Origin of the sequence: Bradyrhizobium sp. CCBAU 11361 (genome assembly GCF_028128935.1) — a bacterium.
In the GTDB taxonomy this organism is placed as follows: domain Bacteria; phylum Pseudomonadota; class Alphaproteobacteria; order Rhizobiales; family Xanthobacteraceae; genus Bradyrhizobium; species Bradyrhizobium niftali.
The window spans coordinates 259070-284447 of the sequence record NZ_LBJZ01000198.1 but is presented as its reverse complement, the minus strand read 5'-3'; the positions used below and the strand labels follow the sequence as shown (position 1 = coordinate 284447).

At 65.3% G+C, this 25378-nt stretch carries 17 protein-coding genes; 7 read left to right on the top strand and 10 right to left on the bottom strand.

Going from position 1 to position 25378, the window contains the following annotated elements; translation table 11 throughout:
* Positions 1–97 precede the first annotated feature (97 nt).
* From XI08_RS41110 to XI08_RS41075, 8 genes are all read right to left on the bottom strand, one after another.
* Positions 98–3427 (bottom strand): adenylate/guanylate cyclase domain-containing protein, encoded by a 3330-nt coding sequence (locus XI08_RS41110; protein ID WP_271578814.1) that lies wholly within the window; start codon positions 3425–3427, stop codon positions 98–100.
* A gap of 313 nt (positions 3428–3740) precedes the next feature.
* Entirely contained in the window at positions 3741–4256 is a 516-nt protein-coding gene (locus XI08_RS41105) for a hypothetical protein (RefSeq protein ID WP_271578813.1), read from the bottom strand.
* 504 nt (positions 4257–4760) lie between these two features.
* The gene (locus tag XI08_RS41100) at positions 4761–6629 is read right to left on the bottom strand and encodes an ABC transporter ATP-binding protein (RefSeq protein WP_271578812.1); all 1869 of its coding nucleotides are present in this window, start codon (positions 6627–6629) and stop codon (positions 4761–4763) included.
* Positions 6630–6638: 9 nt separating this feature from the next.
* Positions 6639–7565: a 2-hydroxyacid dehydrogenase gene (locus XI08_RS41095; RefSeq protein WP_271578811.1), complete on the bottom strand. Its 927-nt coding sequence runs from the start codon at positions 7563–7565 to the stop codon at positions 6639–6641.
* Between the two features lie 13 nt (positions 7566–7578).
* Positions 7579–8907 carry an NAD(P)/FAD-dependent oxidoreductase gene (locus tag XI08_RS41090; RefSeq protein ID WP_271578810.1) on the bottom strand — a complete coding sequence of 443 codons (1329 nt, stop codon included), beginning with the start codon at positions 8905–8907 and terminating at the stop codon, positions 7579–7581.
* A gap of 43 nt (positions 8908–8950) precedes the next feature.
* Positions 8951–9826 carry an ABC transporter permease gene (locus tag XI08_RS41085; protein ID WP_027547321.1) on the bottom strand — a complete coding sequence of 292 codons (876 nt, stop codon included), beginning with the start codon at positions 9824–9826 and terminating at the stop codon, positions 8951–8953.
* A gap of 2 nt (positions 9827–9828) precedes the next feature.
* On the bottom strand, positions 9829–10779 hold the full coding sequence (locus XI08_RS41080) for an ABC transporter permease (RefSeq protein ID WP_027547322.1): 951 nt from the start codon (positions 10777–10779) through the stop codon (positions 9829–9831).
* A 27-nt stretch (positions 10780–10806) separates the two neighbouring features.
* Positions 10807–12498 (bottom strand): peptide ABC transporter substrate-binding protein, encoded by a 1692-nt coding sequence (locus XI08_RS41075; protein WP_271578809.1) that lies wholly within the window; start codon positions 12496–12498, stop codon positions 10807–10809.
* A gap of 218 nt (positions 12499–12716) precedes the next feature.
* Here XI08_RS41075 and XI08_RS41070 point away from each other — a divergent pair, with 218 nt between their 5' ends.
* Positions 12717–13349 (top strand): cupin domain-containing protein, encoded by a 633-nt coding sequence (locus tag XI08_RS41070; RefSeq protein ID WP_271578808.1) that lies wholly within the window; start codon positions 12717–12719, stop codon positions 13347–13349.
* A gap of 164 nt (positions 13350–13513) precedes the next feature.
* Positions 13514–15382, top strand: coding sequence for an ATP-binding protein (locus tag XI08_RS41065; protein ID WP_271578807.1), 1869 nt, complete (start codon positions 13514–13516; stop codon positions 15380–15382).
* Between the two features lie 9 nt (positions 15383–15391).
* On the opposite strand, the gene XI08_RS41060 is transcribed toward XI08_RS41065, so the two are convergent.
* On the bottom strand, positions 15392–16417 hold the full coding sequence (locus XI08_RS41060) for an AraC family transcriptional regulator (RefSeq protein ID WP_271578806.1): 1026 nt from the start codon (positions 16415–16417) through the stop codon (positions 15392–15394).
* 187 nt (positions 16418–16604) lie between these two features.
* On the opposite strand from XI08_RS41060, the gene XI08_RS41055 reads away from it, so the two are divergent.
* The 3 genes from XI08_RS41055 (at position 16605) to XI08_RS41045 (ending at position 19831) form a co-directional block, all read left to right on the top strand.
* Positions 16605–17054, top strand: coding sequence for a cupin domain-containing protein (locus tag XI08_RS41055; protein ID WP_027547327.1), 450 nt, complete (start codon positions 16605–16607; stop codon positions 17052–17054).
* A 106-nt stretch (positions 17055–17160) separates the two neighbouring features.
* Entirely contained in the window at positions 17161–18654 is a 1494-nt protein-coding gene (locus XI08_RS41050; protein ID WP_271578805.1) for a flavin-containing monooxygenase, read from the top strand.
* Positions 18655–18757: 103 nt separating this feature from the next.
* Positions 18758–19831, top strand: coding sequence for a hypothetical protein (locus tag XI08_RS41045; RefSeq protein ID WP_271578804.1), 1074 nt, complete (start codon positions 18758–18760; stop codon positions 19829–19831).
* A gap of 34 nt (positions 19832–19865) precedes the next feature.
* On the opposite strand, the gene XI08_RS41040 is transcribed toward XI08_RS41045, so the two are convergent.
* Positions 19866–20672, bottom strand: a complete 807-nt coding sequence (locus XI08_RS41040; RefSeq protein ID WP_271578803.1) for an ABC transporter substrate-binding protein — start codon at positions 20670–20672, stop codon at positions 19866–19868.
* Between the two features lie 267 nt (positions 20673–20939).
* On the opposite strand from XI08_RS41040, the gene XI08_RS41035 reads away from it, so the two are divergent.
* Both XI08_RS41035 and XI08_RS41030 read left to right on the top strand, forming a co-directional pair.
* Positions 20940–22133, top strand: a complete 1194-nt coding sequence (locus XI08_RS41035; RefSeq protein ID WP_271578802.1) for an efflux RND transporter periplasmic adaptor subunit — start codon at positions 20940–20942, stop codon at positions 22131–22133.
* Positions 22134–22145: 12 nt separating this feature from the next.
* Positions 22146–25304 (top strand): efflux RND transporter permease subunit, encoded by a 3159-nt coding sequence (locus XI08_RS41030; protein WP_271578801.1) that lies wholly within the window; start codon positions 22146–22148, stop codon positions 25302–25304.
* Positions 25305–25378: the final 74 nt, after the last annotated feature.

The window sequence follows — 25378 nt, the reverse complement described above, 5'->3', positions numbered from 1 at the left end:
AAAACCGGAAGACTACGGCTCCCGAATAGGACGAGGATGCCGACCTATTCCCGCTTGAAGTCAGCGCGCCGTTGGCGCCGATCGAACGGCGGCGCGGCTAACGCCCATTCCGGAGCAGCTCTTTCGCGTCTTCGACTTCGGGAAGACTTCGCTCCGCATCGAATTCAGCGAGGACGGGAGCGAGCAATTCGAAAGCCGCACCCGCTCGGCCATTTGCCTTGTGCAGGCGCGCAAGTCCAAGGGCGCTGCGCAGCTCGAAAGTCTTCGCCTGCTGGTGTCGTGCGATTTCCAGCGCTCGGTTGAAGGCATTTTCGGCGCTGGAACCGTCCGGAAGGTCATGACGCGACAAAAGCTCGCCCTGGACGCGATGCAGCTCCGCATCAAGCCAATGCTGACCGGATTGTGCCGCCGATGCGATCAATTCGCTCAAGATTTCCAGCCCGGTTTCGAGCTGGCCCACCTCTGCATCCGCCATCGCGACCTGCATCCCCCAAAACGGTTCACAGAGGTAGCAGTCATTCTCGCGCAGCATGGTCCATCCGCGACGCATTTCCGTCAGTCCGGCCATTCGGTCGCCGGCACGCCAGTTGGCCAGGCCGTTCAGGTAGGTACCGGCGGCCACATACAGCGGCATCGTATGGTCACGCGCAAGACCGAGCGCCAGGATGGTGTCCGTTTGCTGCAACAGGCCCCCGCATAGTCCGTCGAACACAGCGCGATGAACGAGTGCATTGGCCTGGGAAAGCGCCCGTTTTTCTCCTGAAGCGCCCACCGCTTCGGCGGCGAGCCGGCGCGCGCGAGCGATGCTGCCAAGCGGCCAGAGCACCAGAGCAAGAAACCTCATGATCACGAACGGGAGATCCAGCGCCGAGGGCCTGAATGTCGCGGGATCCGGCTCGGCACCATAGATCGCCAGTGCCTGCTCGAGATGCGTTCTCGCGTTCAAATAGTCGCCCCCGAACCAGCAGGTGACGCCGCCCGTCCAATGCGCGACGACGGCGGCCACTGCCGCGTCCGGTCGTCGCTCCGCGGCGCTCAAAATAGAGTCCGCCAGCTCCCGCATCGGGGCAAGTTCGCCGTGGGTCAGGCAGGCATTGAAGAGGCCGGAATGGATCGGCGCAAGTTCAACCGGATCATTGATGTCGGCCGCGAACTGCCGGGCGCGCGTCCATGCAGCGACCGTTTCAGGGGCGCTGTGCCCGAGGCCGCCCCTTAACGCGCGGCCATATGCGATTTGAAGATTCAACCTGCTCATCATCCGGCGAGGCTCATCAGGCAACTCATCGGCGATGGCAATCGCCTTGCCGAGATGCGCAATGGCCTCGGAATAGGCCGAGCGCTTCAGCGCCTGTTGGCCCGCCTTGCGCCACCACTCGAGGGCGACCTCGTTCAGCCCAGCCTCGGTGAAGTGGTGCGCCAGAACTTCCGGCTCGGTCTCGGCCACGACTGGAAACTTTTCGCGCAGGACATCGCCGATGCGGGTGTGAAGCACCTGCCGTTTGCTCTTGAGCAGGCTCTCGTAGGCCGCTTCCTGAACGAGAGCGTGCTTGAAACTATAGTTTGCTTCGGGCGGAGTCCCGCGACATACCAGCAGTCCGGCCTCTTCGAGTTGCCCCAGCGCAGCGCTCAGCGTCAGATCATCGCGTCCCGCCACATATCTCAGCAGCGCGTACGAGAAGTCGCGGCCGATGGCGGCGCCTATCTGCGCCACCTCCTTGACCGGAGCCAGCCGGTCGAGCCGCGCCATCAGCGAATCCTGCAGCGTCGCGGGAATGGCCAGCGGCGGGAGCGGACTCTCGAGGCGATAGCGCCCGGCACCTTCGACCAGCCATCCGGACTCCAGCACCATCTTGGTCAATTCCTCGACGAATAGCGGGACGCCATCCGTCCTGTCGATGATCTGCTTCATCATCTCGCGTGGCAGCTGGCGACCGACGGTCACCTGCTCGACCAGCGCCCGCGTGTCCTGCCGATCGAGCCGGTCGAGCCGCAACAGACTGACGTTGGCAAGGCCCGACCAGGAGGGCTCGAATTCCGGCCGCGATGTCATGAGCACGAGTATCGGCAGTCTCCGGATCCGATCGACCGTGAGATCGAACAGTTCAAGTGTCGTGGCATCGGCCCAATGCATATCCTCGCAGACAATCAGCAGGGGCTGCTCTCGCGCCAATCCCTCAAGCTGATCGAGAAGGGTTGCAAAGGTCTGTCGCCGCTGCTGCGCCGGGCTCAGACCGAGCGGCGGGTAGCGGTCGTCGGTTGGGATCGAAAGCAGTGCCGCAATGAGCGCTGTCGCCCGGGCGACCTGCTGCGTTCCAAGCGCCAGCGTCGCCTCGAGCTTGTCGAGCTTTTGCCCGGGCGTGTCGTGCGAGCAAATGCCGGCCGCGCGCTCGAGCTGCGCGACAAAGGGATGAAGCGCACTGTTGGTGTGGTAGGGCGAACACTGATATCGCACCCGGCGGTGCACTCCCAACGCGGGGCTTTCGGACAGCGTTGCGACCATGCGCGACTTGCCGATGCCGGCTTCGCCGGAAATCAACACCATCTGGCCCTGCCCCTGCCATGCCAACCGCTGGCGCGAGAGCGCGAGTTCGATCTCCTCCTTGCGGCCGACAAAGCCGATCGAGCGCGCCGCGTGAACCGCCTCGAAGCGACTCTCCGATGCGGCCGCTCCCTCGACCGCCCAGACTGCGATGGGTTCGGATATCCCCTTGACCTCGCGGCGGCCGAGGTTGCGAAAAGTGAAGAGATCACCGAGCAGCCGGCGCGTCGACGAGGCAACGACAACCGCTCCCGGCTCCGCCAGGCTCTGGAGCCGGGCAGCGAGGTTTGGTGTGTCGCCGACCGTTGCGTGCTCCTCTGACGCATCTCCGCTGATGAGGTCTCCGACCACCACGAGCCCGGTCGCGATTGCGATCCGCAGCTCAACCCGTTCGTCGCCGCTCGTCTTGAGCTGTCTCATCGCAGCGATGGCGTCGAGGCCCGCGCGCACTGCGCGCTCCGCGTCATCCTCGTGGGCGCGCGGATAGCCGAAATAGACGAGTATTCCGTCGCCGACGAACCTGGCTATGCTGCCGTCATAGGCGGAAATGACCCTCGCGCAGGCGGCGCGATAGGCCCGGATCACTTCCCACATATCCTCGGGATCAAGACGCGCCGAGAGTGCGGTCGAGCCGACCAGATCGCAAAACATGACGGTGAGGTGGCGCCGCTCGGCGTCGTGAGGAGGAGCCGGCGATGCGATCAACGCGGCGGGATCGAGGTCGGCAATAGCACGCAGCATTTTACGGCGATGGCCGAGCAGGACTCCGAGCTTGTCGAAGTCCTCGTCCATCAGCTCGGGAAGGACGCCCATGTCGACGCCATTCTGGGCGAAACGCTCTGCGTATTGCCCAAGCCCCAGCTTCTCGAGCCACTCCGCAATCTGCATTGGCTCCACCGATCGTGTGGTTGGCGGTTAGCAGAATTTTGGACCACGGCGCGCGGACGATATCCCAACATCGCCATGATGGCACGTCTTGTTTATTGCGCGATAATCTAGGTTACTTAGTACCGATACGGCTTCCAGGCAGCGACATGCCCGATGCGAACGGCGACGCCACCAAAAATCGTCAGCACGCAGCGTTGGACGACAGAGGTTGCGATGAGCGTGGCTACTCATTCCATACCTGAAGCCCGCTCCAACACCGCGGCTCGCGCTCGCGTCACAACGCCAGGCAGACGTTTTCCGCGAGCGCAGTCCTTCATTTCTTGTCCATGTACGCTTCGTTGTTGCGAGCCATCGTGCCCGCCGCAACTTGAAGCGAAGAACCAACCACCCAACAGCCGGCAACAAATGCCACCAGGCCATTGGGAGGGTTTTGATCAAGGACAAGGATGCTGACGGACAGAGCTGCGGCAATTGCGGCGCCGAACGTGCCGGCCGCACTCATGATCTCAACCGGCTCGGAACCGTTCCATTCTTCCGAGATGCCCGAAATCGACTTCCGCGCGGCGCTGCCCGATAGATCAATTCCGACATAATAGCTGAGCGCTCCGTAGAGCATCGTTATCAGCACGATCCAGCCGCTTTCAAACAGTCCACCCTTCTCACGCAACAGGGTCGCACCGACGTAGAGGCCGCAAGAGGCCCCAACGGCTGCAAGCCCAATTCTTTCAAGAAGATGGGCAGACTTGATCAGACTGGAACGAGCAATCCGAAGATTGCTGGCGTGCCTTGTTAGAGAAAATGCGCTGAAAACTTCACTGCTGATCTTCATCGGAGGGTCCTTCTCGAGTAAGTAGCGGCCTACCGGCCGACCCCGAATAGAGGGCTGCCTCGTGGACGCGATTCGCGATTCCCTTGATTCCAATTTCTGAAAAATCTGTGCTGAGTGAAGGGCTGGCTTGCTCGTGAGCGAGACGAAAGCCAATCCAAAAAAGCTGCGAGCACGCGGCTTCGCAGGCACTGCATCTCACCCGTGTCTGTCAGGTCCGGGTGCGGCAATTTCTTGCGGGATTGGTAGCTCAGGAAGAGAGTGACGGAGTATGAGATCGTTCACATTCCCGCAGTTCCCTATTGCTCGACCCGGTCACAATTTCCGGAGGACGAGTCTGCACCGTCGCATGACCTGGGAGCGCGCGAGCGGGCGCTGAAAGGTGCGGTCAGTTGGCAAGCTGTCCGGCGTTTCGCCGGCATCCAACCTATCTACACTTGCCTGCTTCCTGCACTTCAACCCATGGGTTCGGACACGTCATCGGAAACGCGCCGCATCCTGCGCGTCTCAGGCCGACCACTCCTCGCCCCACACCTGGACGACGTGACCGGGCGAGACCTCGCGATATTGCCGCACTGGCGGCTGGTAGTCCGGCGCACGCACCGGGCTTCTGATCTCGTCGTTTGCGACCTCGCGCTTCGTGCCACGGCGCGCGGGGTCGGGCACCGGCACGGCCGCCATCAGTTTCCTGGTGTAGGGATGCTGCGGATTGCCGAACAATGCCGCGCGCGGGCCGATCTCGACGATCTCGCCGAGATACATCACCGCGACGCGATGGCTCATGCGCTCGACCACCGCGATGTCGTGGGAAATGAAGAGATAGGCAAGGCCCATGCTGGCCTGAAGATCGAGCATCAGATTGACGACCTGCGCTTTCACCGAGACGTCGAGCGCGGACACGGCCTCGTCGGCGACGATCAGCTTCGGCCCAAGCGTGAGCGCGCGCGCAATGCAGATGCGCTGGCGCTGGCCGCCTGAGAACTCGTGCGGAAAGCGCGCGGCCATGTCGGCGGTCAGGCCGACGCGCACGAGCAGGTCGGCAACCTTGTCGCGCGCCTGCGACGCCGAGGCGAGGCCGTTGGCCAGCAGCGGCGCTGCGATCGACGTCCCCACCGACATGCGCGGATTGAGACTCGCGAACGGATCCTGGAACACGATCTGCATCTGCTTGCGACAGTCGCGCAAGGTGCGGCCGTTCATGCCGAGCACGTCCCGGCCGTCGAGCAGAACCGTCCCGCCGTCCGGCTCGACCAGCTTGAGGATGGAGCGGCCGGTCGTCGACTTGCCGCAGCCGGATTCGCCGACCAGCGCCAGCGTCTCGCCCGCGTGCAAGGTGAAGGAGACGTTCTCGACCGCGTGGACGCGGCCGGAGACCTTGCCGAACAATCCCGAGCGGATCGGAAAGCGCGTGGTGAGATTGGCGACTTCGAGCAGCGGGCGCTCGGCGATCGAGACCGTGTCAGGGGTCTCCGTCGGCTCGTCCGAGGTGCCGGTCACCTTGTCGACGATCGGAAAGCGCATCGGCCGCGGACGCCCGTCCATGGAGCCGAGGCGCGGCACCGCTGCGAGCAGCGCGCGGGTGTAGGGATGCGACGGCGCCGCGAAGATGCGCGAGGTCGCATCAAGCTCGACCGCCTGCCCGCCATACATCACCACGGTGCGGTCCGCGATCTCGGCGACCACGCCCATGTCGTGGGTGATGAAGAGGATCGACATCCCCTCTTCCTGCTGGAGCTCTTTCAGCAGCTCCAGGATCTGGGCCTGGATGGTGACGTCGAGTGCCGTCGTCGGCTCGTCGGCGATCAGGAGCTTCGGCTTGCAGGCGAGCGCCATCGCGATCATCACGCGCTGGCGCATGCCGCCGGAGAAGCGATGCGGATGCTCGTGGAAGCGCGATTTCGCGGCGGGGATGCGGACGCGGTCGAGCAGGCGCACGGTCTCGGCCTCCGCCGCCGCGCGCGACAGGCCGCGATGCTGGATCAGCGCTTCCGCGATCTGGAAGCCGATGGTGAGCACCGGATTGAGGCTCGTCATCGGCTCTTGGAAGATCATGGCAACGTCGTTGCCGCGGATATCCTTCATGCTCGCTTCGGGCAGCGCCAGGAGATCGCGGCCGGTGAGCGTGACGCGCCCCTCGATGCGGCCGCTCTCCTTGGGAATGAGCCGCATGATCGACAGCGCGGTGACGCTCTTGCCCGAACCGGATTCGCCGACGATCGCCACGGTTTCGCGCGGCGCGACGTCGAACGACACGCTGCGGACGACGGGGATCCATTGCCGCTCGCGCATGAAGGACGTGGTGAGGCCGGCGACCGACAGCACCGGCGCCTGTGCTTCGGCGATCACTTGGTCAGATTTGCTTGCGCCGATGCTCATGCGAGTGTCCTAGTAGCCGCGCGAACGATCGACGAGCCCCGGCAGATCCTCGCCGCGGCGGTGACGTGCGATGACGTCGAGCACATAGTCGACGGCCGTATCAGGCGTGGTCATGCTGGCATTGTGCGGCGTCAGCAGGATGCGCGGATGGCTCCAGAATGGATGGCCCGCCGGCAGCGGCTCGGGATCGGTGACGTCGAGGACAGCCCCCGAGAGCACGCCGCTGTCGAGAGCCGCGAGGACATCGGTCTCGACGAGATGCGGGCCACGCCCGACATTGACCAGAGAGGCGCCGCGCGGCAGGCGCGCGAACAGGTCCGCGTTCAGGATGCCGCGGGTCTCGTCGGTCAGAGGCAGCAGGCAGACGAGAATGTCGGTCTGCGCGAGGAAATCGGGCAAAGTGTCGATGCCCGCATAGCAGGTGACGCCCTCGATCTCGCGCGGCGAGCGGTTCCAGCCGAGACGCGGAAAGCCGAACGCCTCGAGGCGTTCGAGCACGGCCTGGCCGAGCTGGCCGAGCCCCATCACGCCGACACGCCGCCGCTTCGCCGGCGTGATCCGGATCTCGCGCCAGACCTGTTGCTTCTGCTGGCTGATGAAGTCCAGGAGATCGCGATGCAGGGCGAGCACGGCCATGGTGACATATTCTACCATGGTCTCGGCAATACCGGGCTCCAGCATGCGCACCAGCGGGATGTGCGGTGGAAGTTTGGTGGCGTCGAACTGGTCGACGCCGGCGCCGACCGAGAAGACCAGCTCGAGGTTTGGAAAGGTCGCCGCGATGTCATCAGGCGGCACCCACGCCACGAGATAGCGCACCTCGGCGGGATCGCCGAAGTCGGGCCAGAGCCGGAACGGCAGATGCGGCGCGCGCTCCGCGAAGAAGCGCGCCCATTCCGCACCGCGCACCATGTTGGCCTTGTAGAGAACCGTCATGCGGCCAAGGCCCTCAGAACGGGCTGACCGGCGCGAGCCGGCGGCCGTCGATCATGCGCTTGTGGCTGTAGGCCGCCGGATCGACCAGCGGCGTCGAGCCGGTCACGATGTCGGCGGCGAGCTTGCCGGCCGCGGGGCCGATGCCAAAACCGTGGCCGGAGAAGCCGGTGGCGAGGAAGAAGCCCGGCAGCGCATCGACCGGCGAGATCACCGGGATCGTATCGGGCGTGCAGTCGATCGTGCCGCCCCAGGCTTCCGCGATCTCGATGTCCTTCAATTCGGGGTTGGACTTAATCAGCGACGCCAGCGCCGCGCTGACCAGCGACATGTCGGGCGCGGGATCGCGCACGCGCTCGGTCTCGAACGGCGACGGCTTGTCGAGGCTCCAGCTGGTGCCGCGCATGAGCTGGTCGAAGAACGACTTGCCGAACGACATCTTCAGTCCGTTGCGGCGATGCAGATAGGTCGGCCAGAAGGTGCGGGCATAGCGGAACAGGTCGGGCGACAGCTCGACCGTGCCGCGATTGCGCAGCGCCAGCGTGAACCCGCCGTCGAGGCGGCGGCGGATGCAGAAGAAGTCGGTGCCGAGCGCACCCGACGTGATCTCCGGCGCCGGCGTGGTCCGGCACGCGGTGGCGTTGACGAGACCGATCGGCAGCTCGATGCCGTGACGGCGGCAGAACAGCGACGACCAGGCGCCGCCCGACAGCAGCACGGATTGCGTGCGGATGGTGCCCTTCTCGGTGACGACGGCGCTGACCCGCCCGCCTGAAGTCTCCAGCCCGCGCGCGGCGCAGCCCTGATGGATGGTGACGCCGTGCTTTCGCGCGGCGGTCGCGAGCGCAGGCACCGCCATCGACGGCTCGGCGCGCCCGTCGCTCGGCGTGTGCAGGCCGCCGACCCATTTGTCGGCATTGCCGGGCAGGCGCTCGGCGACCTCGGCCGGCGTCAGGACGGTGGAGTGAACCTGCTGCTCGCGCGCGATCGCGGCCCAGCGCTCCCAGCCGGCGAGCTCGTCCTTGCTCTTGGTCAGGAACAGCACGCCGGTGCGGCGGAAGCCGGCATCGACGCCGGCGTCGTTCTGCATGTCCTCCCACAGCCGCAGCGCCTCGCGCGCCAGTGGAATCTCCTCACGCGCGCGCCCCTGCTGGCGGCACCAGCCCCAATTGCGGCTCGACTGCTCGCCGCCGACATGCCCCTTCTCGACGAGCGCGACGGAAAGCCCCTTCTTCGCCAGATGATAGGCCGCGGACACGCCGATCACGCCGCCGCCGATGACGACGACATCCACCTGCGTCGGCAGGCGTTCGTCGCTATTTATACGGTTGAGCGGCGGGGACATGGGGCACTCCTGGTCTTCAGTTCGATCGAAGCTCGTCGGCTCGTCATGGGATGTTCATCCTGGGATCGAGCGCGTCGCGCAGGCCGTCGCCGAGGAAGTTGAAGCTCGTCACCGCGAGCGTGATGGCAAGGCCCGGTGCGATCGCGAGCCACGGCGCGCTGGTGAGATAGATCTGCGCATTGTTGAGCATGTTGCCCCAGCTCGCGGCCGGCGGCTGGATGCCGTAGCCGAGATAGCTGACATAGGATTCGAGCAGGATCGCCTTGGCGACGTTCAGCGTCGCCGCGACCACGATCGGCGCGATCGCGTTGGGCACGAGCTCGCGGAACATGATCCGCAGGTTCGACGAGCCGAAGGCCAGCGCCGCCACCGCGAATTCGCGCTCGCGCAGCGAACGCACCTGGGCCTCGACGACACGGGCGACGGCCATCCAGGCCGTTGCCGCGATCAGCACGGTGGTGGTGACGAGGCCGGGCTCGGTGAGCGCGGCCAGTGCGAGCAGGAGGAAGATCGTCGGAAAGCACAGCACGGCGTCGACGAGCCGCATCAGGACCGCACCGACCACCCCGCCATAGAAGCCGGCGAAGGCGCCGACGGCGATGCCGACCGCCATCGCGATCACCATCGCGACGATGCCGATCGAGAGCGACACCCGGCCGCCCATCATCAGCCGCGCCAGCACGTCGCGGCCGAGCTCATCCGTGCCGAGGATGTGCGCGCCCGACAAGGGCGGCGCGAACCGCTTCATGATGTCGATATAGGTGTCGTCGAACGGGAGGAGATATGGACCCAGCGCCGAACCGAGGACGAGGACCAGGATGATCACGGCGCCTGCGAGCGCGAGCCGGTGCCGGCGAAAGCGCCGCCAGGCGGCCTGGCCGGGCGCGAGCTGGTCGGTGGAGAGAACCGCGCTCGTCATCGCTAGCCCACCCGGATGCGCGGATCGACGACGGCATAGAAGATGTCGGCGAGCAGCGAGCCGATCAGCACCATGGTCGCCGAGAACATCAGGATGCCCATCACCACGGGATAGTCGCGATAGCCGATGGAATCGAGGAACAGACGCCCCATGCCGGGCCAGGTGAACACCGTCTCGGCGACCAGCGCGCCGCCGAGCAGCGTCGGAAACTGGAGGCCGGCCACCGTGATCATCGGCAGCAGCGCGTTGCGAAGCGCGTGCACGGTGAGGATCCGCCATTCCGGCATGCCCTTGGCGCGCGCGGTGCGGATGTAATCCTGGTGGATGACCTCGAGCATCGAGGAGCGCATGAAGCGGCCCCACATCGCGGTCTCGACCAGCGCCAGCACCAGGGCCGGCGCGATCAGGTGATGCAGCAGATCGAGGAAGGAGCCGTCGCCGACGGTCTCGCGGTTGCCGGCCGGCAGCCAGCCGAGCTTCACCGAGAAGATGTAGATGGTGACGAGGCCGAACCAGAAGGTCGGGATCGACAGCGCGATCATGGCGCCGACGGTTGCCAGCGTATCGAACAGCGAATAGCGGCGCAGCGCGCCGAGCACGCCGATCCAGCAGCCGAGCAGCACCGCGATGATGGTCGCCGTCGCCATCAGCTCCAGGGTGGCGCCGAGATGCGACGAGATCACGGACAGCACCGCCTCGCCGTCGCGATAGGAGCGGCCCCAATCGCCCTTGAGCATGCGGCCGAACCAGTCGAGATACTGGATCGGCAACGGCCGATCGAGGCCGAGCTGCTTGGTGACGCGGTCGAGATCCTCCTGCGTCATCTGCGCGGAGGCGGCAAACTGCGAGAGCGGACCGCCCGGCGCAAGATGCAGGATGGCGAAGCCGATCGCCGAAACGATCACGAGCAGCATGATCGCCTGCGCCAGGCGATTGGCGACGTAGCGGGCCATCTCAGGCGATCCAGCGCGCCGGAGACATCAGGCCCAATACCATTCGCGCATGTTCCAGGTGTTGATCGACATGTTGATGTTGGGACGGAAGCCTTGCAGCCCCTCCTTCACGCCCTCGGCAATGAAGCTCTGGAACAGCGGCAGGATCGCGAGGTCGTTGCGGATGAGCTTTTGCAGCTCGCCATAGGTCGCCTTGCGCTGCGCCAGGTCGAATTGCTTGGCGCCTTGAGCAAGCAGCCGGTCGGCCTCCGCGTTCTGGTATTGATAAGTGTTGTAGCCGCGGCCGCCCTTGGCGGGAATAGCACCGGAGCCGAAGCGCGGCGTCACGTCGGGGTCGCTGCCCAGCATGAAGTTCACGCCGACGATCACCGAATTGAACTTCGATTGCTGCCAGAAGTCGCCCCAGATCACGGCCGCCGGCATGTTGTTGACGCGCATCGTTGCGCCAATGGCCCGCCAGTCCTGGATCAGGAGCTGCTGGCACTGCTCGCGCACGGCACTGCCCGCCGTCGTCGAGTTGGTGAATTCGAGCTTGACGCCGCCTTTCTCGCGGATGCCGCTGGAGCCGCGGACCCAGCCCGCAGCGTCGAGCAGCGCATTGGCCTTGGCGGGATCGTATTTATGCTGCGGCAGCCCTTGCTGAAACGACCAGGCCTGCTGCGGCACGAAGCTCTCGGTCTGCGTCGGCAGGCCGTAATAGAGCGCGTCGATGATCGCCTGCTTGTTGATGCCGAGATAGAGCGCCTCGCGCACGGCACGGTCGGCAAAGGGACCGAATTCCAGGTTGGGCGCGATATGCTCCACCGAGGAGGTCGAGGAGACGAAGATCTTGCGGCCCTTCAGCGTCTTCGCTTCCTGAACGAAGTTCGGCAGGATGCCCGCGAGGCCCGTATAGTCGACCTGGCCGGTGCGGAACTGCGTGTAGAGCACGGTGAGGTCGGGAATGTATTTGAAGACCACGCGTTCGACGTACGGCCCCTTGCCGTGATAGCCGGTGTGGGCATTCAACTGGATATGATCGCCGGGCACGCGCTCGCCCCAGCGGAACGGGCCGGTGCCGACCGGCGCATTGTGGAACGGCGAAGCGTTCGGATCGGACACCTTCTCCAGGATGTGCTTGGGCACGATGAAGGTGAACGACGCCAGGATCGACATATAGGGCGAATAGGGCGCTTCCATCCGCCAATGGATCTCGTCGGGCGCCACGACGGTGATGTCCTTGACGAGGCTATGGCCGACCCGGCTGCGCGCGCGGAAACCGGGATTGTTGATCAGCTCGATGGAGAATTTGACGTCCTCCGCCGTGAACGGCGTGCCGTCGTGCCACTTCACGTCGCTGCGCAGCTTGATCTTCCAGGTCAACCCGTCGGCCGACAGGCCGCCATTCGCGATGGTCGGGACTTCGCGGGCGAGGTCGGGAACGAAATTCCCGTCGGGATCGATGTACCAGAGCGGCGAAAACACCTGCCAGCAGATGCCCTGATCGACCTCGATGTTTGGCATCAGAGGATGGAAGACGGTCGGCTCCTGCGACAGCGCCGCGATCACCTGCCCGCGCGGCTTGTCCGGCGGATTGGTCGGGCGCTCGGTCTGCGCGAAGGCGCTGCCTGCAAGGCTCCATCCCGCCGCGGCGCCGGCCCCGAGCTGAAAGAATTGACGGCGATTCGGAATGCCGAGATGCACTGCCCCAACGCCGAACTTGCCGGTGTCGCTTGCCATGACCACTCTCCGTTGTCGCACGCGGCACCGTCTCCCGCGCCCCCAGACCCCGGCAGAGGGACAGGAGTGGGCTTTAGTGCTTCTAAATTTTTCAATCAAAAGTTCATCATGACTAAATACAGCTGTCAATGACATTGCTAGGATGCGCGACCTTTTCACTCCGATTGAAGTCTCGGACCGATGCGGTCCAAGGCTGAGATGATGCATGGGAGAGCGACATGGATGGTCGCGGCGATACCAACGGCCCGAAGGACGCTCCAACGGTCGAGGCCGATGATGCCGTCGACCAGCGCCTCGGCGAAACCGTCCGGCTGCTGCGTCAGCGCGCCGGCCTCTCGATCCAGGACGTCGCCAACAAGACCGGCCTCTCCAATGGCATGATCAGCCAGCTCGAACGCGCGCGCGCCATGCCGTCGATCCGCACGCTGCGCCTGCTCAGCATCGCGCTCGAGGTCCCGATCTCCTATTTCTTCGAGACCACCGATCCCGGCGACGTGCAGCGCTACATCGTGCGCAAGAACAGCCGTCGCCTGCTGCGCCTCACCGCCAGCGGCGTCGTCAAGGAAGCCCTCACCCCCGATGGCCAGGGCCAGCTCGAACTTTACGAGCTCACGCTCAATCCCGGCGCCTCGTCCGGCACCGACTTCCTCCAGCACACCGGCGAGAAGGCCGGCTACATCCTGTCCGGCAGCCTGCGGCTGTGGCTCGACAACCAGGCCCATGTGCTCGAGGCCGGCGACAGTTTTCGTTTCCCGAGCATCGTGCCGCACATGTTCGACAACCCGACGCAACAGGTGGCGCGCGCGATCTGGGTGACGACACTGCGCCAGTCCGACTCGCCGGCTGGTTGAAGCCCGAGGCAGGGCGGGCCTCGTCTCCGGGACGGCCGGCCGCCCCGCGCCACCGGAAATTGCCTCTCGACGGAAACGCACGGAATCTGTAGCTCACATGAAGCCGGCCCCCTCGACAGGGCGGGGCCGCGACGGTCCGCGGCTGGCGTCTTGGGTGTGAGACCATGAAACTCAGGGGGGTTGTGACATTTGCGATGGCCGCCCAGGTCGTCGTGACCGCCGCACTCCTTCTCGCCTCCTATGCCGTGACCGGCACCGCCGGCCCGCGCGGGTTCGGCATGGCCCAGCTCATCGCCCTGATGGCGAGCGGTGTCGTTGCGGTGCTGCTCGCGCGTCTCTGCACGCGCGCGATCGCGACGTCGCAGGCCGAGCGGGCTTCCGCGCAACTGGCGAAGGCCGTCGCCGAGAGCGCACAGATGACGCAAGCCATCATCAAGACCGCGCTCGACGCCTTCATTCAGACCGACGAACGCGGCATCGTCGTGGAATGGAGCTTTCAGGCCGAAGCTCTTACCGGATGGTCGCGGCAGGAGGCCATCGGCGCCGACGTCGTCGACCTCCTCGTCGCCGAGCCGCTCCGCGCCGGCTTCAGGCAGCGCATGATGCGGCTGTTGCCGGAACTGTCGGATACGCCGATCGGCATCCGCATCGAAGTGAGCCTGCTGCACCGGAACGGCGATGCGATCCTGGTCGAGGCGTCGAGCACGGCACTCCGGCTCGGCGGGCGCACCATCATCAACAGTTTCGTCAAGGACATCACCCAGAAACGCGCCGCCGAGGAGCAGCTGATCCAGGCTCAGAAGATGGAGGCGGTCGGGCAACTCACCGGCGGCATCGCGCACGAATTCAACAACATGCTCACCGTGATCACCGGCACGATCGAGATCCTTGCCGACGCCGTGAAGGACAATCCGCCGCTTGCGACCATCACCAAGCTGATCAGCGAGGCCGCCGATCGCGGCGCCGCGCTGACCTCGAGCCTGCTGTCCTTTGCAAGGAAGCAGGCGCTCCAGCCGAAGGAGATCGACGTCAACGAGCTGCTCGAAGAGCTCGCAAAACTGCTGCTGGCGACCTTCGACAAGAAGATCGAGATCGTGACGAAGCTCGACAGCAAGGTCTGGCTCGCCCTCGTCGACCGCGGCCAGCTGAGCTCGGCGCTGCTCAACCTCGCGATCAACGCCCGCGACGCCATGCTGGACGGCGGCAGGCTGAGCCTGACGACGCGCAATGTCGTGTTCGGCGTCCGCGAGGCCGTGGCGGTCGGCGCCGGCTATGCCGGCGACTATGTCGAGATCGAAATCGCCGACACCGGCACGGGCATGCGGCAGGCGATCCTGGAGCGGATCTTCGATCCTTTCTTCTCCACCAAGGAGGTCGGCAAGGGCACGGGGCTCGGGCTCAGCATGGTGTTCGGCTTCGTCAAGCAATCCGGCGGCGGCATCAAGGTCGCGTCCGAGGAAGGCCGCGGCACGACATTCACGATCTACCTGCCGAAGGCCGAGACCAGCACGATGCGCCCGGCCGGCTATGACGATCGCAAGGTCGTGGGCGGGCGCGAAACCATCCTTTGCGTCGAGGACGATCGCGACGTCCGCCAATACGTCACGGTCCAGCTCGAGAGCCTCGGCTACAAGGTCATCCCCGCCGCCAACGCCACCGAAGCGCTCGCCATCGCCGCGGAGGGGAAGGCGTTCGACCTGCTGTTCACCGACATCGTGCTGGCCGGCGGCATCAACGGACGCGAGCTCGCCGAGCAGATGGTGGCCGCGCGGCCGTCCCTGCGGGTGCTGTTCACCTCCGGATACGCCTACGACTCGCTGAACGCGCAGGGCCGCGCCGCGATGGGCGCACCACTTCTGACAAAGCCCTACCGCAAGGCCGAGCTCGCGCGCATGCTGCGCCGCTCGCTCGACACCGCCGTCGATTCCGTGGGCGACCCGATCCCGACGCCCTATTCGGTGCAGGCCGATGTCGAGGGTTTTCTACGCAGGCAGGCGGCTGAAGACAGCGGCACGACGCGGTCGCGAAAGTAGGTCTCCGCGCTAGCTCATCCTTCGCCGCAGAGTTGCCGACGGCGTCTCGCCAAATTTTTCACGGTAGGCGCCGGCCATGCGGCCGAGATGCGTGAAGCCGAGATCGAAGGCGATCTCGGTGATGGAGGCATCGGGCGGGGCCTGCGCGAGCCGGGCGTGCAGGCCAGCGAGGCGCATGTCGAGCAGCATCTCCGAGATCGACACGCCGAAATGACGGCGGAAGCCGAGCTGGAGCGCGCGGATGCCGATCCCGGCCGCGCAGGCGAGCTGCGCAAGGTCGAGCGGCTCGCCGGCATTGTCCGCAAGACGGTCCCGCGCCACGCGGAGCGCCCGCGGCAGACGTTCGGCTTGCCCTGAGAACGTCCTGATCGCATCCGACAGGCCATGACGCTGGCCGTTGAGGAGGTGATCGAGCAGCGCCTCCCGCCAGTCGGCCGTCGCGACCGGGGAAAGCCTGCCGGCGGGACCAAGACGTTCGGCGAGCGTCATCAGCCCGGCAAGGCTGGTCCGCAAGGCCTGCCCGGACGGCGCGTCCAGGTCGATCATGGGATCGAATTCGACCGGGCCCGCCACCCTCCCTGACAAGGCCGCGGCGCGCTGCTCGACCATGCGGCGGTCAAGCAACAGGATCACCTGGGCACAGTCGCTCCACATCATCCGGGTCGGGATCGTCGGCGACAGCAGCGACGCCGTCCGGTCCGGTACGGCATCGAATTCGCCGGCGCCGGCCCGAATGCGGGCGCCGCCCGTGAGCGGGACCTGCACGAGGAAGAAGCGCTCGAGGCACCCGGGGTCGATGCTGACCGATCCGCCATAGGCAACGTAGTTGATGGAAAAGCCGTCGAATGCCGCGCAATTGTGCCGGGCGGAGAAGCCGGCCGCCCGCGCCTGTGCCGGCTTGAGATCGTGCGGACAGAAGATGCGTCCGATCTGCTCGGCCGCCTCGTCGACATCATCAGTGGCGACGCGGGCGAAGCCCGCAAGCCGTTCAGCTGCGGACGCACTTGCGCTCATTTCCAGCACGGCTGCGGACATCGTCGACCACGCTTCGCGTCACGGAATTGCTTTAAGCCTATAATGGTTCCCCGGACGCGGAAAGGGCCGCGTCGCAAAATCGTCGTGCTGCATGGCAAAAGCTCCATCCGGATTCGTTTAGCGGATAGACAGGCAGCCGGTCGTTGGCCGAAGCTCCATCCTCGCCGGAATCCATGAGGAGCGAGCCATGACTGCACTCGAAAAGGGCATAACCGCTGTCGGCACTGGCTATGGTGGCAAGAGCTGGAACATCCTTGGTCAGGTCTATTTCCCCAAGGCCGTCACCGACTCCACCTTCGCGTTCGAGACCAACAGCGATCCCGGCCAGTTCGTGCCGGTGCACATCCATCCGACCCAGGACGAGTTCATCCTGGTGCAGGAGGGCACGCTCGATCTCAAGCTCGACGGCCAATGGGTCAAGGCCCATGCCGGCGATCTCGTGCGCATGCCGCGCGGCATTCCGCACGGCTATTTCAACAAATCCGACAAGCCGTGCCGCGCGCTGTTCTGGGTCTCGCCGATGCAGAAGCTGGAAGCGCTGTTCAACCAGCTCCACAATCTGACCGACCCTGCCGAAGTCGTACGCATCTCGGCGCTGCACGAGGTGGACTTCCTGCCGCCCGAGGCCAACGAGTAGGCGGCCGCCTCACCGTCCACTTTCATCTGCTTGCAGGTCCGCCGGCCGCGCATTGCGGCCGAGCGTGGCCGCATGCGCACGAAACACCCTGATTGCGAGCAATCCCATGGTCAGTCCCAAGCATGTTTGCGTGATCGGCGCCGGAGTCTCCGGTCTTGCCGCCGCAAAGGCATTCTCCACCCGCGGCCACCGCGTCACCGTTCTCGAGCGCAGCGGCGATCTCGGCGGCGTCTGGGAGCCGGCGCGCTCCTATCCCGAGGTGCAGACCCAGAGCCCGAAGGATCTCTATCGCTACACCGACCGCGCCATGCCGGACGCCTATCCGGAATGGCCGACCGGGCCGCAGGTCCACGCCTATCTCGCCGATTACGCCAAGAGCTTCGGCCTCGACCGCATGCTGCGCCTCAACACCGAGGTCGCCGGCATGGCGCGGCGCGCCGACGGGAAGCCGGGCTGGACGCTCGCGCTGACGAACAGGGACGGCACGACCACGAACGAGGATTTCGATTTCGTCGCGGTCTGCACCGGGCAGTTCAACGAGCCGCGCGAGCTGCATTGCCCGGGCGAGGACGGTTTCCTGGCGCAGGGCGGCCAGATCCTGCATTCATCGAAATACAGCGACTCCAGCCTGGCGAAAGGACGCCGCGTCGTCGTGCTCGGCGGCTCGAAATCGGCGACCGACATCGCGGTGAACGCGGTGAAGTCAGGTGCACGCGAGGTCACCATCGTGATGCGCGAGCCGGTCTGGCGCATCCCCTATTTCATCGGCGGGCTCGTAAACTTCAAGCGCATCCTCTACATCCGCGCGCAGGAGGAGATGTTTCCGGGCTGGGGCGCAAGCCCCATGGCGCGGCTCGCGCTTCGTCTCGCCGCGCCGCTGATCTGGGCGAACTGGCGCGGGCTGGAGAGCCTGTTGAAGGCGCAGCTCAAGCTTGGCCGGTGCAAGATGGTGCCGAAGGAGCGGATCGAGGACGGCGTCAACTGCTCGGTGCCGATCGCAACGCCGGGCTTCCATCCGATGGTCGCCGACGGCCGCATCAAGGCGGTGTTCGGCACGTTCGACCATTACGAGGGCGACAGCATCGTGATGAGCGGCGGCGAGCGCATCGGTGCCGACGTCGCGGTGCTCGCGATCGGCTACAAGCTCGGCGTGCCGTTCCTTCCCTCAGCCTATCAGCAGAAACTGGTCGATGCGGACGGTCAGTACCGGCTCTATCGCCTGATCGCCAACCCTGATCTGCCGGAGATGGGCTTCGTCGGCTTCAACTCGTCGTTCTGCACCGTGCTCTGCGCCGACCTCGCCGCCAACTGGCTGGTGCGCTATGCCGACGGCCGGCTCGCGAACCAGCCGACGGCCCAGGCGATGCACGACAACATCGAGATGATGCTGCACTTCAAGCGCGTCGAGCGGCCGGCCGCCGGGGTCTATGGCGGCTTGTGCGTCGCGCCCTATCACTACCGCCATTTCGACGAGCTCATGGCCGATATCGGCGCCAAGGACCAGAAGCGCGGCGGGCTCGCCGGACACTTCCAGCCGCCGGATGCGGATGCCTATGCGAAGTTCCTGGCGACGGCGCCGGATTACCGGGCCGCAGCGTGAGGTCGGAGAACCCGGGCTGAGCGGGATTTGCAACTCGCCAGTCCGCGCGTTTGATGTTTACGATCCCCATGACCGACGAATCTCCGGCACATGGGAACCCGCCATGGGACTACGATGTCACGCCGCCGCAGCCATGGCGGTGCTTGGGCTGATCGTCACGACGTTTGCGGTCAGCCAGGCACAAACGCTTAACGCAAAGCAATCGGAGGCGCTTGCGGCCTACGATCGCGCGCTCGGCGATTTCAAATCCATCCTCGCCGAGCGGCGCCCACAGATCGAGGCGAAGGAGCCGCTGCCGAATTTGCCGGGACAGGCGCTCTATCTCGCACGCGTCGCTGTCATTAGTAGCTACAAGGATCTCACCGACGCCATGCCGTCGCGGATCGGCAAGCCCAACAAGTTCGAGATTCCGCCGGCCTATTTCGATGCCGAGATCGAGCCGCTGGTCGACGAATACGCTGGGCTGTTCGACATCATGGAGGCGCCGCCGGCCAATGCGCAGAACTCGCCGACGCCGTTCAAGGACGTCGTCGATCTCGCCGTCGCGATTGCACGCGCGAAGGGTCTTGCAGCTGAACACGCCGAAGCTGCCGGCCGCATCAGCCTCGGGCTGTTCTTTGCGGAGACGAACGGCAAGCAGAATGTCCGCAACGGGCGCTCGAACACCTATATGGGCAGCTTCCAGACCGGCCCCTCCGAGGACCGCAACGGCCGCAGGAAATGGGAGGCTATCAAGGGAGAGATCGCGGCGGCCGATCCCGAATTGAGCGCGCGCGACGACAAGGAAGAGGCGCGCGCCCGCGGCACCGATCACCGCTTCAACCACTGGACCAACGTGCGCGACGGCCTGATGAACGCGCATGCCGATGTCTTCCGGGAGATCCCCGCGATCGTGAAGACGCTGCCCGACCCGATCGACCAGATGAAGCTGTTCGAGCTGATCCAGATCGTTCCCACTCCGACGCGGTCCGCGCTCAAATCAAGCGATCTCCTGAACTACCGGGTGTCCAGCCCGACGATCATGAGGCACCTGCGCAACAACAGCATCTTCGCCTTTGGACAGGCCGACAGATCGCGCAGCTCGGCCAGCTTCCGCGAGATCCTCGCTGCGATGTGGCTGTTCAACCGCAAATTCGAACGCGCGATGGCGAAATACGCGGAGATCAGGGCGCACTGAGCGACCGGTTGCAACCTGCCCTGCGCCGCCTGCCCTATTCGGTGCGGATCGGCGAGTCCTTCAGGCCATTGTTGTCATAGGCCTTGCGCAAGGTGCCGTTCGTCGTGGCGTCCGTCATGAACGTCGTCACGAACGCCAATGCCTGGCTGTGGCCGAGCCGCACGGCGACGGCCGTCACCGTCTTCTTGAACGTCTCGTCCAGCACCTTTGTACCGGGAATCTTCTGCGCCATCTTGTTGAGCTGGTCCCGCGATAGCGCGAAGGCGTCGATCTCGCCGCTCTTCAGGAGGCCGAAGATCTCGTCATAGGTCTGATAGCCCGTGACCTCAGCGTTCTTCAGATGCGCGATCGCGCCACGCATGGTGGTGGTGGCGTTGACGGCCGCGACCTTGATGCCGGGCTGGTCGAGCGAAGCGAAATTGGTCACGCTCGAACCAGGCTTGACGATGTAGGTGGCGTCCGCGACCTCGTAGATCGGGCCGAACATCATCTTGCTCTCGCGCTCGGGGTCCTTGGGTAGCCAGGTGACGTCCCAAGCACCTTTTTCAAGAGTGCCTTTGCCAGCCGCGTCGGTGATCTGCCCGGAATTCTGGTGCACGACATATTCGACGCCAACGCCGAGCCGGGCCGCCATCTCCTTGCCGAGGTCCACCGGCACGCCGGCATAACCGGCTTCCGTCTTGGTCGACCAGAACGCGCCGCCCGCGGGGCTGATTGCGATCGCGACCCGCAGCTTGCCGGTCGGCGCGATCTCGTCCTTCAGGCCATCGGCTAGCGCAGGCATGGCAACCGCCGCTGCAAGGAGGAGGCCGGCAAGGGCCGATCGAAGCGAACTGGGCATGTCATGCTCTCCTCACCTTTTCTTCTTGGCTTCTTGGCTTCCTGGCTTCTTCTCTTCGTCCCGGCCGCTTCGCTTTCGTGACACGGCCATTGACACAATTCTGGTCGATCGTGCGCGCGGTGAAAAGCGGTTTGTCATGACAAACCTGTCAAAGGCCACACCGCCGTTTGCAGTGCAAGGCCGGTGACTGCCATGGCTATGGTGTTCCACGGCCGGGCATTTGTTGCTAGCCTGCCGCACCGACAGACAGCAATCGGGGGCCACCGAATGACCTGCGCGAATCCCGCATCTCCCGCCCATCGCAACGACGCGTGGAGACATGTCGGACGGGCGCTGGCCGCCGCGAGCGCCGTGATCGCGCTCGCCGGCTGCGAGGACAAGAACGCCTACGTGGCACCGCCGCCCCCCAAGGTGGACGTCGCAACACCGGTACAGCGCCCGGTGACGCGCTATGTCGAAGCCACCGGCAACACCGCCCCGATCAAGAGCGTCGACCTGGTTGCGCGCGTGCAGGGTTTTCTGCAATCGATCGACTATCAGGACGGCACCTTCGTCAAGCAGGGCACCCAGCTCTTCACGATCGAGCCGGAGACCTACAAGCTCAAGGTCGAACAGGCGAAGGCCGCGGAGGTCGGCGCGCAAGCCACGGTCAAGCAGGCCGAAGCCGATTTCAAGCGGCAGGCCGAGCTCGTGCAGCGCCAGGCGGTCTCGCAGTCCACCCTCGACACCTCGACATCGACCCGCGACAACGCCCAGGCCAGTCTCCAGCAGGCCCAGGTCAATACCAGGCTCGCCGAGGTCAATTACGGCTACACCAATGTGACCGCGCCGTTCGACGGCGTGGTCAGCGCGCATATGGTCTCGGTCGGCGAGCTGGTCGGCGTCTCCTCCCCCACCCAGCTCGCGACCATCGTCGCGATGGACCCGATCTGGGTGAACTTCACGGTCAACGAGCAGGACGTCCTTCGCATCCGCGCCGAAGCGGCCCGCCGCGGGCTGACCGTCAACGACCTCAAACAGTTGCCGATCCAGGTCGGCCTCCAGACCGAAACCGGCTATCCGCACGAAGGTAAGCTCGACTACGTCTCGCCGACCCTCAATCAATCGACGGGCACGCTGGCGGTCCGCGGCGTCGTCCCCAACGACAAGCGGGTGCTGCTGCCCGGCTATTTCGTCCGCGTCCGCGTGCCTTTCGACCAGGAGAAGGCCGCGCTCCTCGTTCCCGACACCGCGCTCGGCAGCGACCAGGGCGGCCGCTATCTGCTGGTGGTCAACGGCGACAACGTCGTCGAGCAGCGCAAGGTGCAGATCGGCCCCGTCGACAACGGCCTGCGCGTGATCGAGAGCGGCCTGAAGCCTGACGACCGCGTCGTGATCGCAGGCCTGCTCCGGGTGATCCCGGGCCAGAAGATCGACCCGCAGGTGACGAAGATCGGACAGCCGCAGGCGTCTGCCAAGTAAGGAGCGCCGGCCATGATCTCAAAGTTCTTCATCGAGCGGCCGGTCCTCTCGAACGTCATCGCACTGCTGATGATCCTGATCGGCGGCGTCGCGCTGTTCAACCTCGCGATCGCGCAATATCCCGACGTGGTGCCGCCGACCGTGCAGGTCACCACACGCTATCCCGGCGCCAGCGCCAAGACGGTGATCGACACCGTGGCGCTGCCGATCGAGCAACAGGTCAACGGCGTCGAGGACATGCTCTACATGCAGTCCTACAGCGGCTCCGACGGCACCTACACGCTGACCGTGACCTTCAAGATCGGCACCGATCTCAACTTCGCGCAGGTGCTGGTGCAGAACCGCGTCTCCAGCGCGTTGTCGCAATTGCCGCAGTCGGTGCAGAACCAGGGCGTCACCGTGCAGAAGCGATCGACCTCGATCCTGCTGTTCGTGACGCTGACCTCGCCGGATTCCCGGTATGACAGCCTGTATCTGAGCAACTACGCCACCATCAACATCCGCGACGAGCTCTCGCGCCTGCCCGGCGTCGGCAACGTCACGGTGTTCGGCGCCGGCCAGTATTCGATGCGGGTCTGGCTCGATCCCAACAAGCTGCAAGTCCGTGACCTCGTGCCGCAAGACGTCATCAACGCAATCCAGCAGCAGAGCCAGCAGGTCTCGGCCGGCCAGGTCGGCGCGCCGCCGACGCCGCCGGGCCAGGCGTTCCAGTACACGCTCAACGTCAATGGACGGCTCGACGACACCAGCCAGTTCGAGAACATCATCGTCAAATCAGGCACCAGCGGCGACGTCACGCGGGTGCGCGACGTCGGCTGGGTCGAACTCGGCGCGCAGACCTACAGCCAGATCTTCTCGCTCAACAAGCAGCCCGCCACCGGCATCGGCGTGTTCCAGTCGCCCGGCGCCAACGCGCTCCAGGTCGAGCAGGCCGTCGAGAAGAAGATGGCGGAGCTCGCCAAGCGCTTTCCGGAAGGCATCAAATACGACACGCCGTTCGACACCACCAAATTCGTCGAGGCCTCGGTGCACGAGGTCTATATGACGCTGATCGAGGCCGGCCTGCTGGTGCTGGTCGTGATCCTTGTTTTCCTGCAGGACTGGCGCGCCATGCTGGTGCCGGCGACGACCGTGCCTGTGACCATCATCGGCGCCTTCGCCGCGATGGCGGCGCTCGGCTTCACCATCAACATGTCCACGCTGTTCGCGATCGTGCTCGCGATCGGCATCGTCGTCGACGACGCCATCGTCGTGGTCGAAGGCGCCGCGCACAACATCGAGCAGGGCATGAACGGCCACGACGCCGCGATCAAGGCGATGGACCAACTGTTCGCGCCGATCGTCGGCATCACGCTGGTGCTGATCTCGGTGTTCCTGCCGGCCTCGTTCCTCGCGGGCCTCACGGGCCGCATCTACTCGCAATTCGCGCTGGTGATCGCGGCGACCGCGCTGCTCTCCGCCATCAACGCGGCGACCCTGAAGCCGACGCAATGCGCGCTGTGGCTGCGGCCGGCGGTGCCGCCGGAACAGCGCAACTTCTTCTATCGCGGGTTCAACAACGTCTATGACCGGGTCGAGCGCGGCTACACACGGCTGATCACCTTCCTGGTCAGGCACGCCACCGTGTCGGTCGCGGTCGCACTGGTGCTGATCGGAATCGGCGGCTACGGCCTGTCGCGGGTGCCGACCGGCTTCCTGCCGATCGAGGACCAGGGCTATCTGATCGCTGCCATCCAGCTGCCCGACGGCGCCGCGCTGGAGCGAACCCAGACGGTGCTCGACAGAGCGAGCGAGCTCATCAAGGACACCCCGGGAGTCCAGCAGGTCATCACCATCGCCGGCATCTCCGCGCTCGACAACAGCGCGAGCCTCGCCAATGCCGGTGTCGCCTACATCATCCTGAAGGACTGGGGAGCCCGTAAAGGGCCCGGCGAGGATCTGCGCTCGTTGGTCTTTGGACTGAACGACAAGCTCGCGACCATCATGGAAGCCCGCACCATCGTGCTGCCGCCGCCGCCGATCCAGGGCATCGGCAACGCCGCCGGCTTCTCGATGCAGGTCGAGCTGCGCGACGGCAACAGCGATTTCGCCAAGCTGCAGGCCATCACCGGCGCGGTGGTCAGCAACGGCCAGAGCCAGAGCGCGCTCCAGCGCGTCCAGTCCTCGTTCCGCTCGTCGGTGCCGCAATTCAACGTCGAGATCGACCGCGTCAAGACCCAGACCTTGCACGTCACCACCGATCAGGTGTTCTCGGCGCTGTCGACCTATCTCGGCTCGTCCTACGTCAACCAGTTCAACAAGTTCGGCCGCGTCTTCCAGGTCTATACGCAAGCCGATCCGGCGTTCCGCGTCACCGAGCGCGACATCGCCAACATGCAGGTGCGCAACTCGAACGGCGACATGATCCCGATCGGCACGGTCGCCACGATCACGCCGGCCACCGGCCCGTCGCTGATCAGCCTCTACAACCTCTATCCATCCTCGACCATCATCGGCCTGCCGGCGCAGGGCTACTCGTCCGGCCAGTCGTTGAAACTGATGGAAGAGATCGCGGACAAGACGCTGCCGCAGGGCACGGGTTATGAATGGACCGCGATGTCGTATCAGGAGAAGGCGGTCTCGAACCAGATCTACTGGGTGTTCGGCCTCGCCATGCTGCTGGTCTATCTCGTGCTCGCCGGCCAGTACGAGAGCTGGTACGCGCCGATCTCGGTGATCCTCGCCGTGCCGCTGTCGCTGATCGGGCCGATGCTGATCCTCAACGGCCTCAAGATCGACAACAACCTCTATTGTCAGATCGGCCTGATCCTGCTGATCGCGCTGTCGGCCAAGAACGCCATCCTGATCGTCGAGGTCGGGCTCGAGCTGCACGGCCGCGACGGCAAGCCGATTCTGGAATCGGCGATCGAGGCGGCCCGCGCCCGCTTCCGCCCGATCCTGATGACCTCGTTCGCCTTCATCCTCGGCGTGGTGCCGCTGGTGATCGCAACCGGCGCCGGCGCCAGCGCCCGCAAGTCGATCGGCATCACCGTGTTCTCGGGCATGCTGGCCTCGACCTGCCTCGCGGTGCTGTTCGTGCCCGCCTTCTTCGTGGTGGTGCAGCGGTTCGAGAACTGGCTGGCGTCGAAGAAGGCGCCGAAGGCGCAGCCGGTGGCCGAGGTGAAGCCGTAGTCAAACTCGGGCACCGACCGGCGCACCTGACCCCCGACCGACAGCATGGCGGTGGCGTTGACATCGGCTCATCC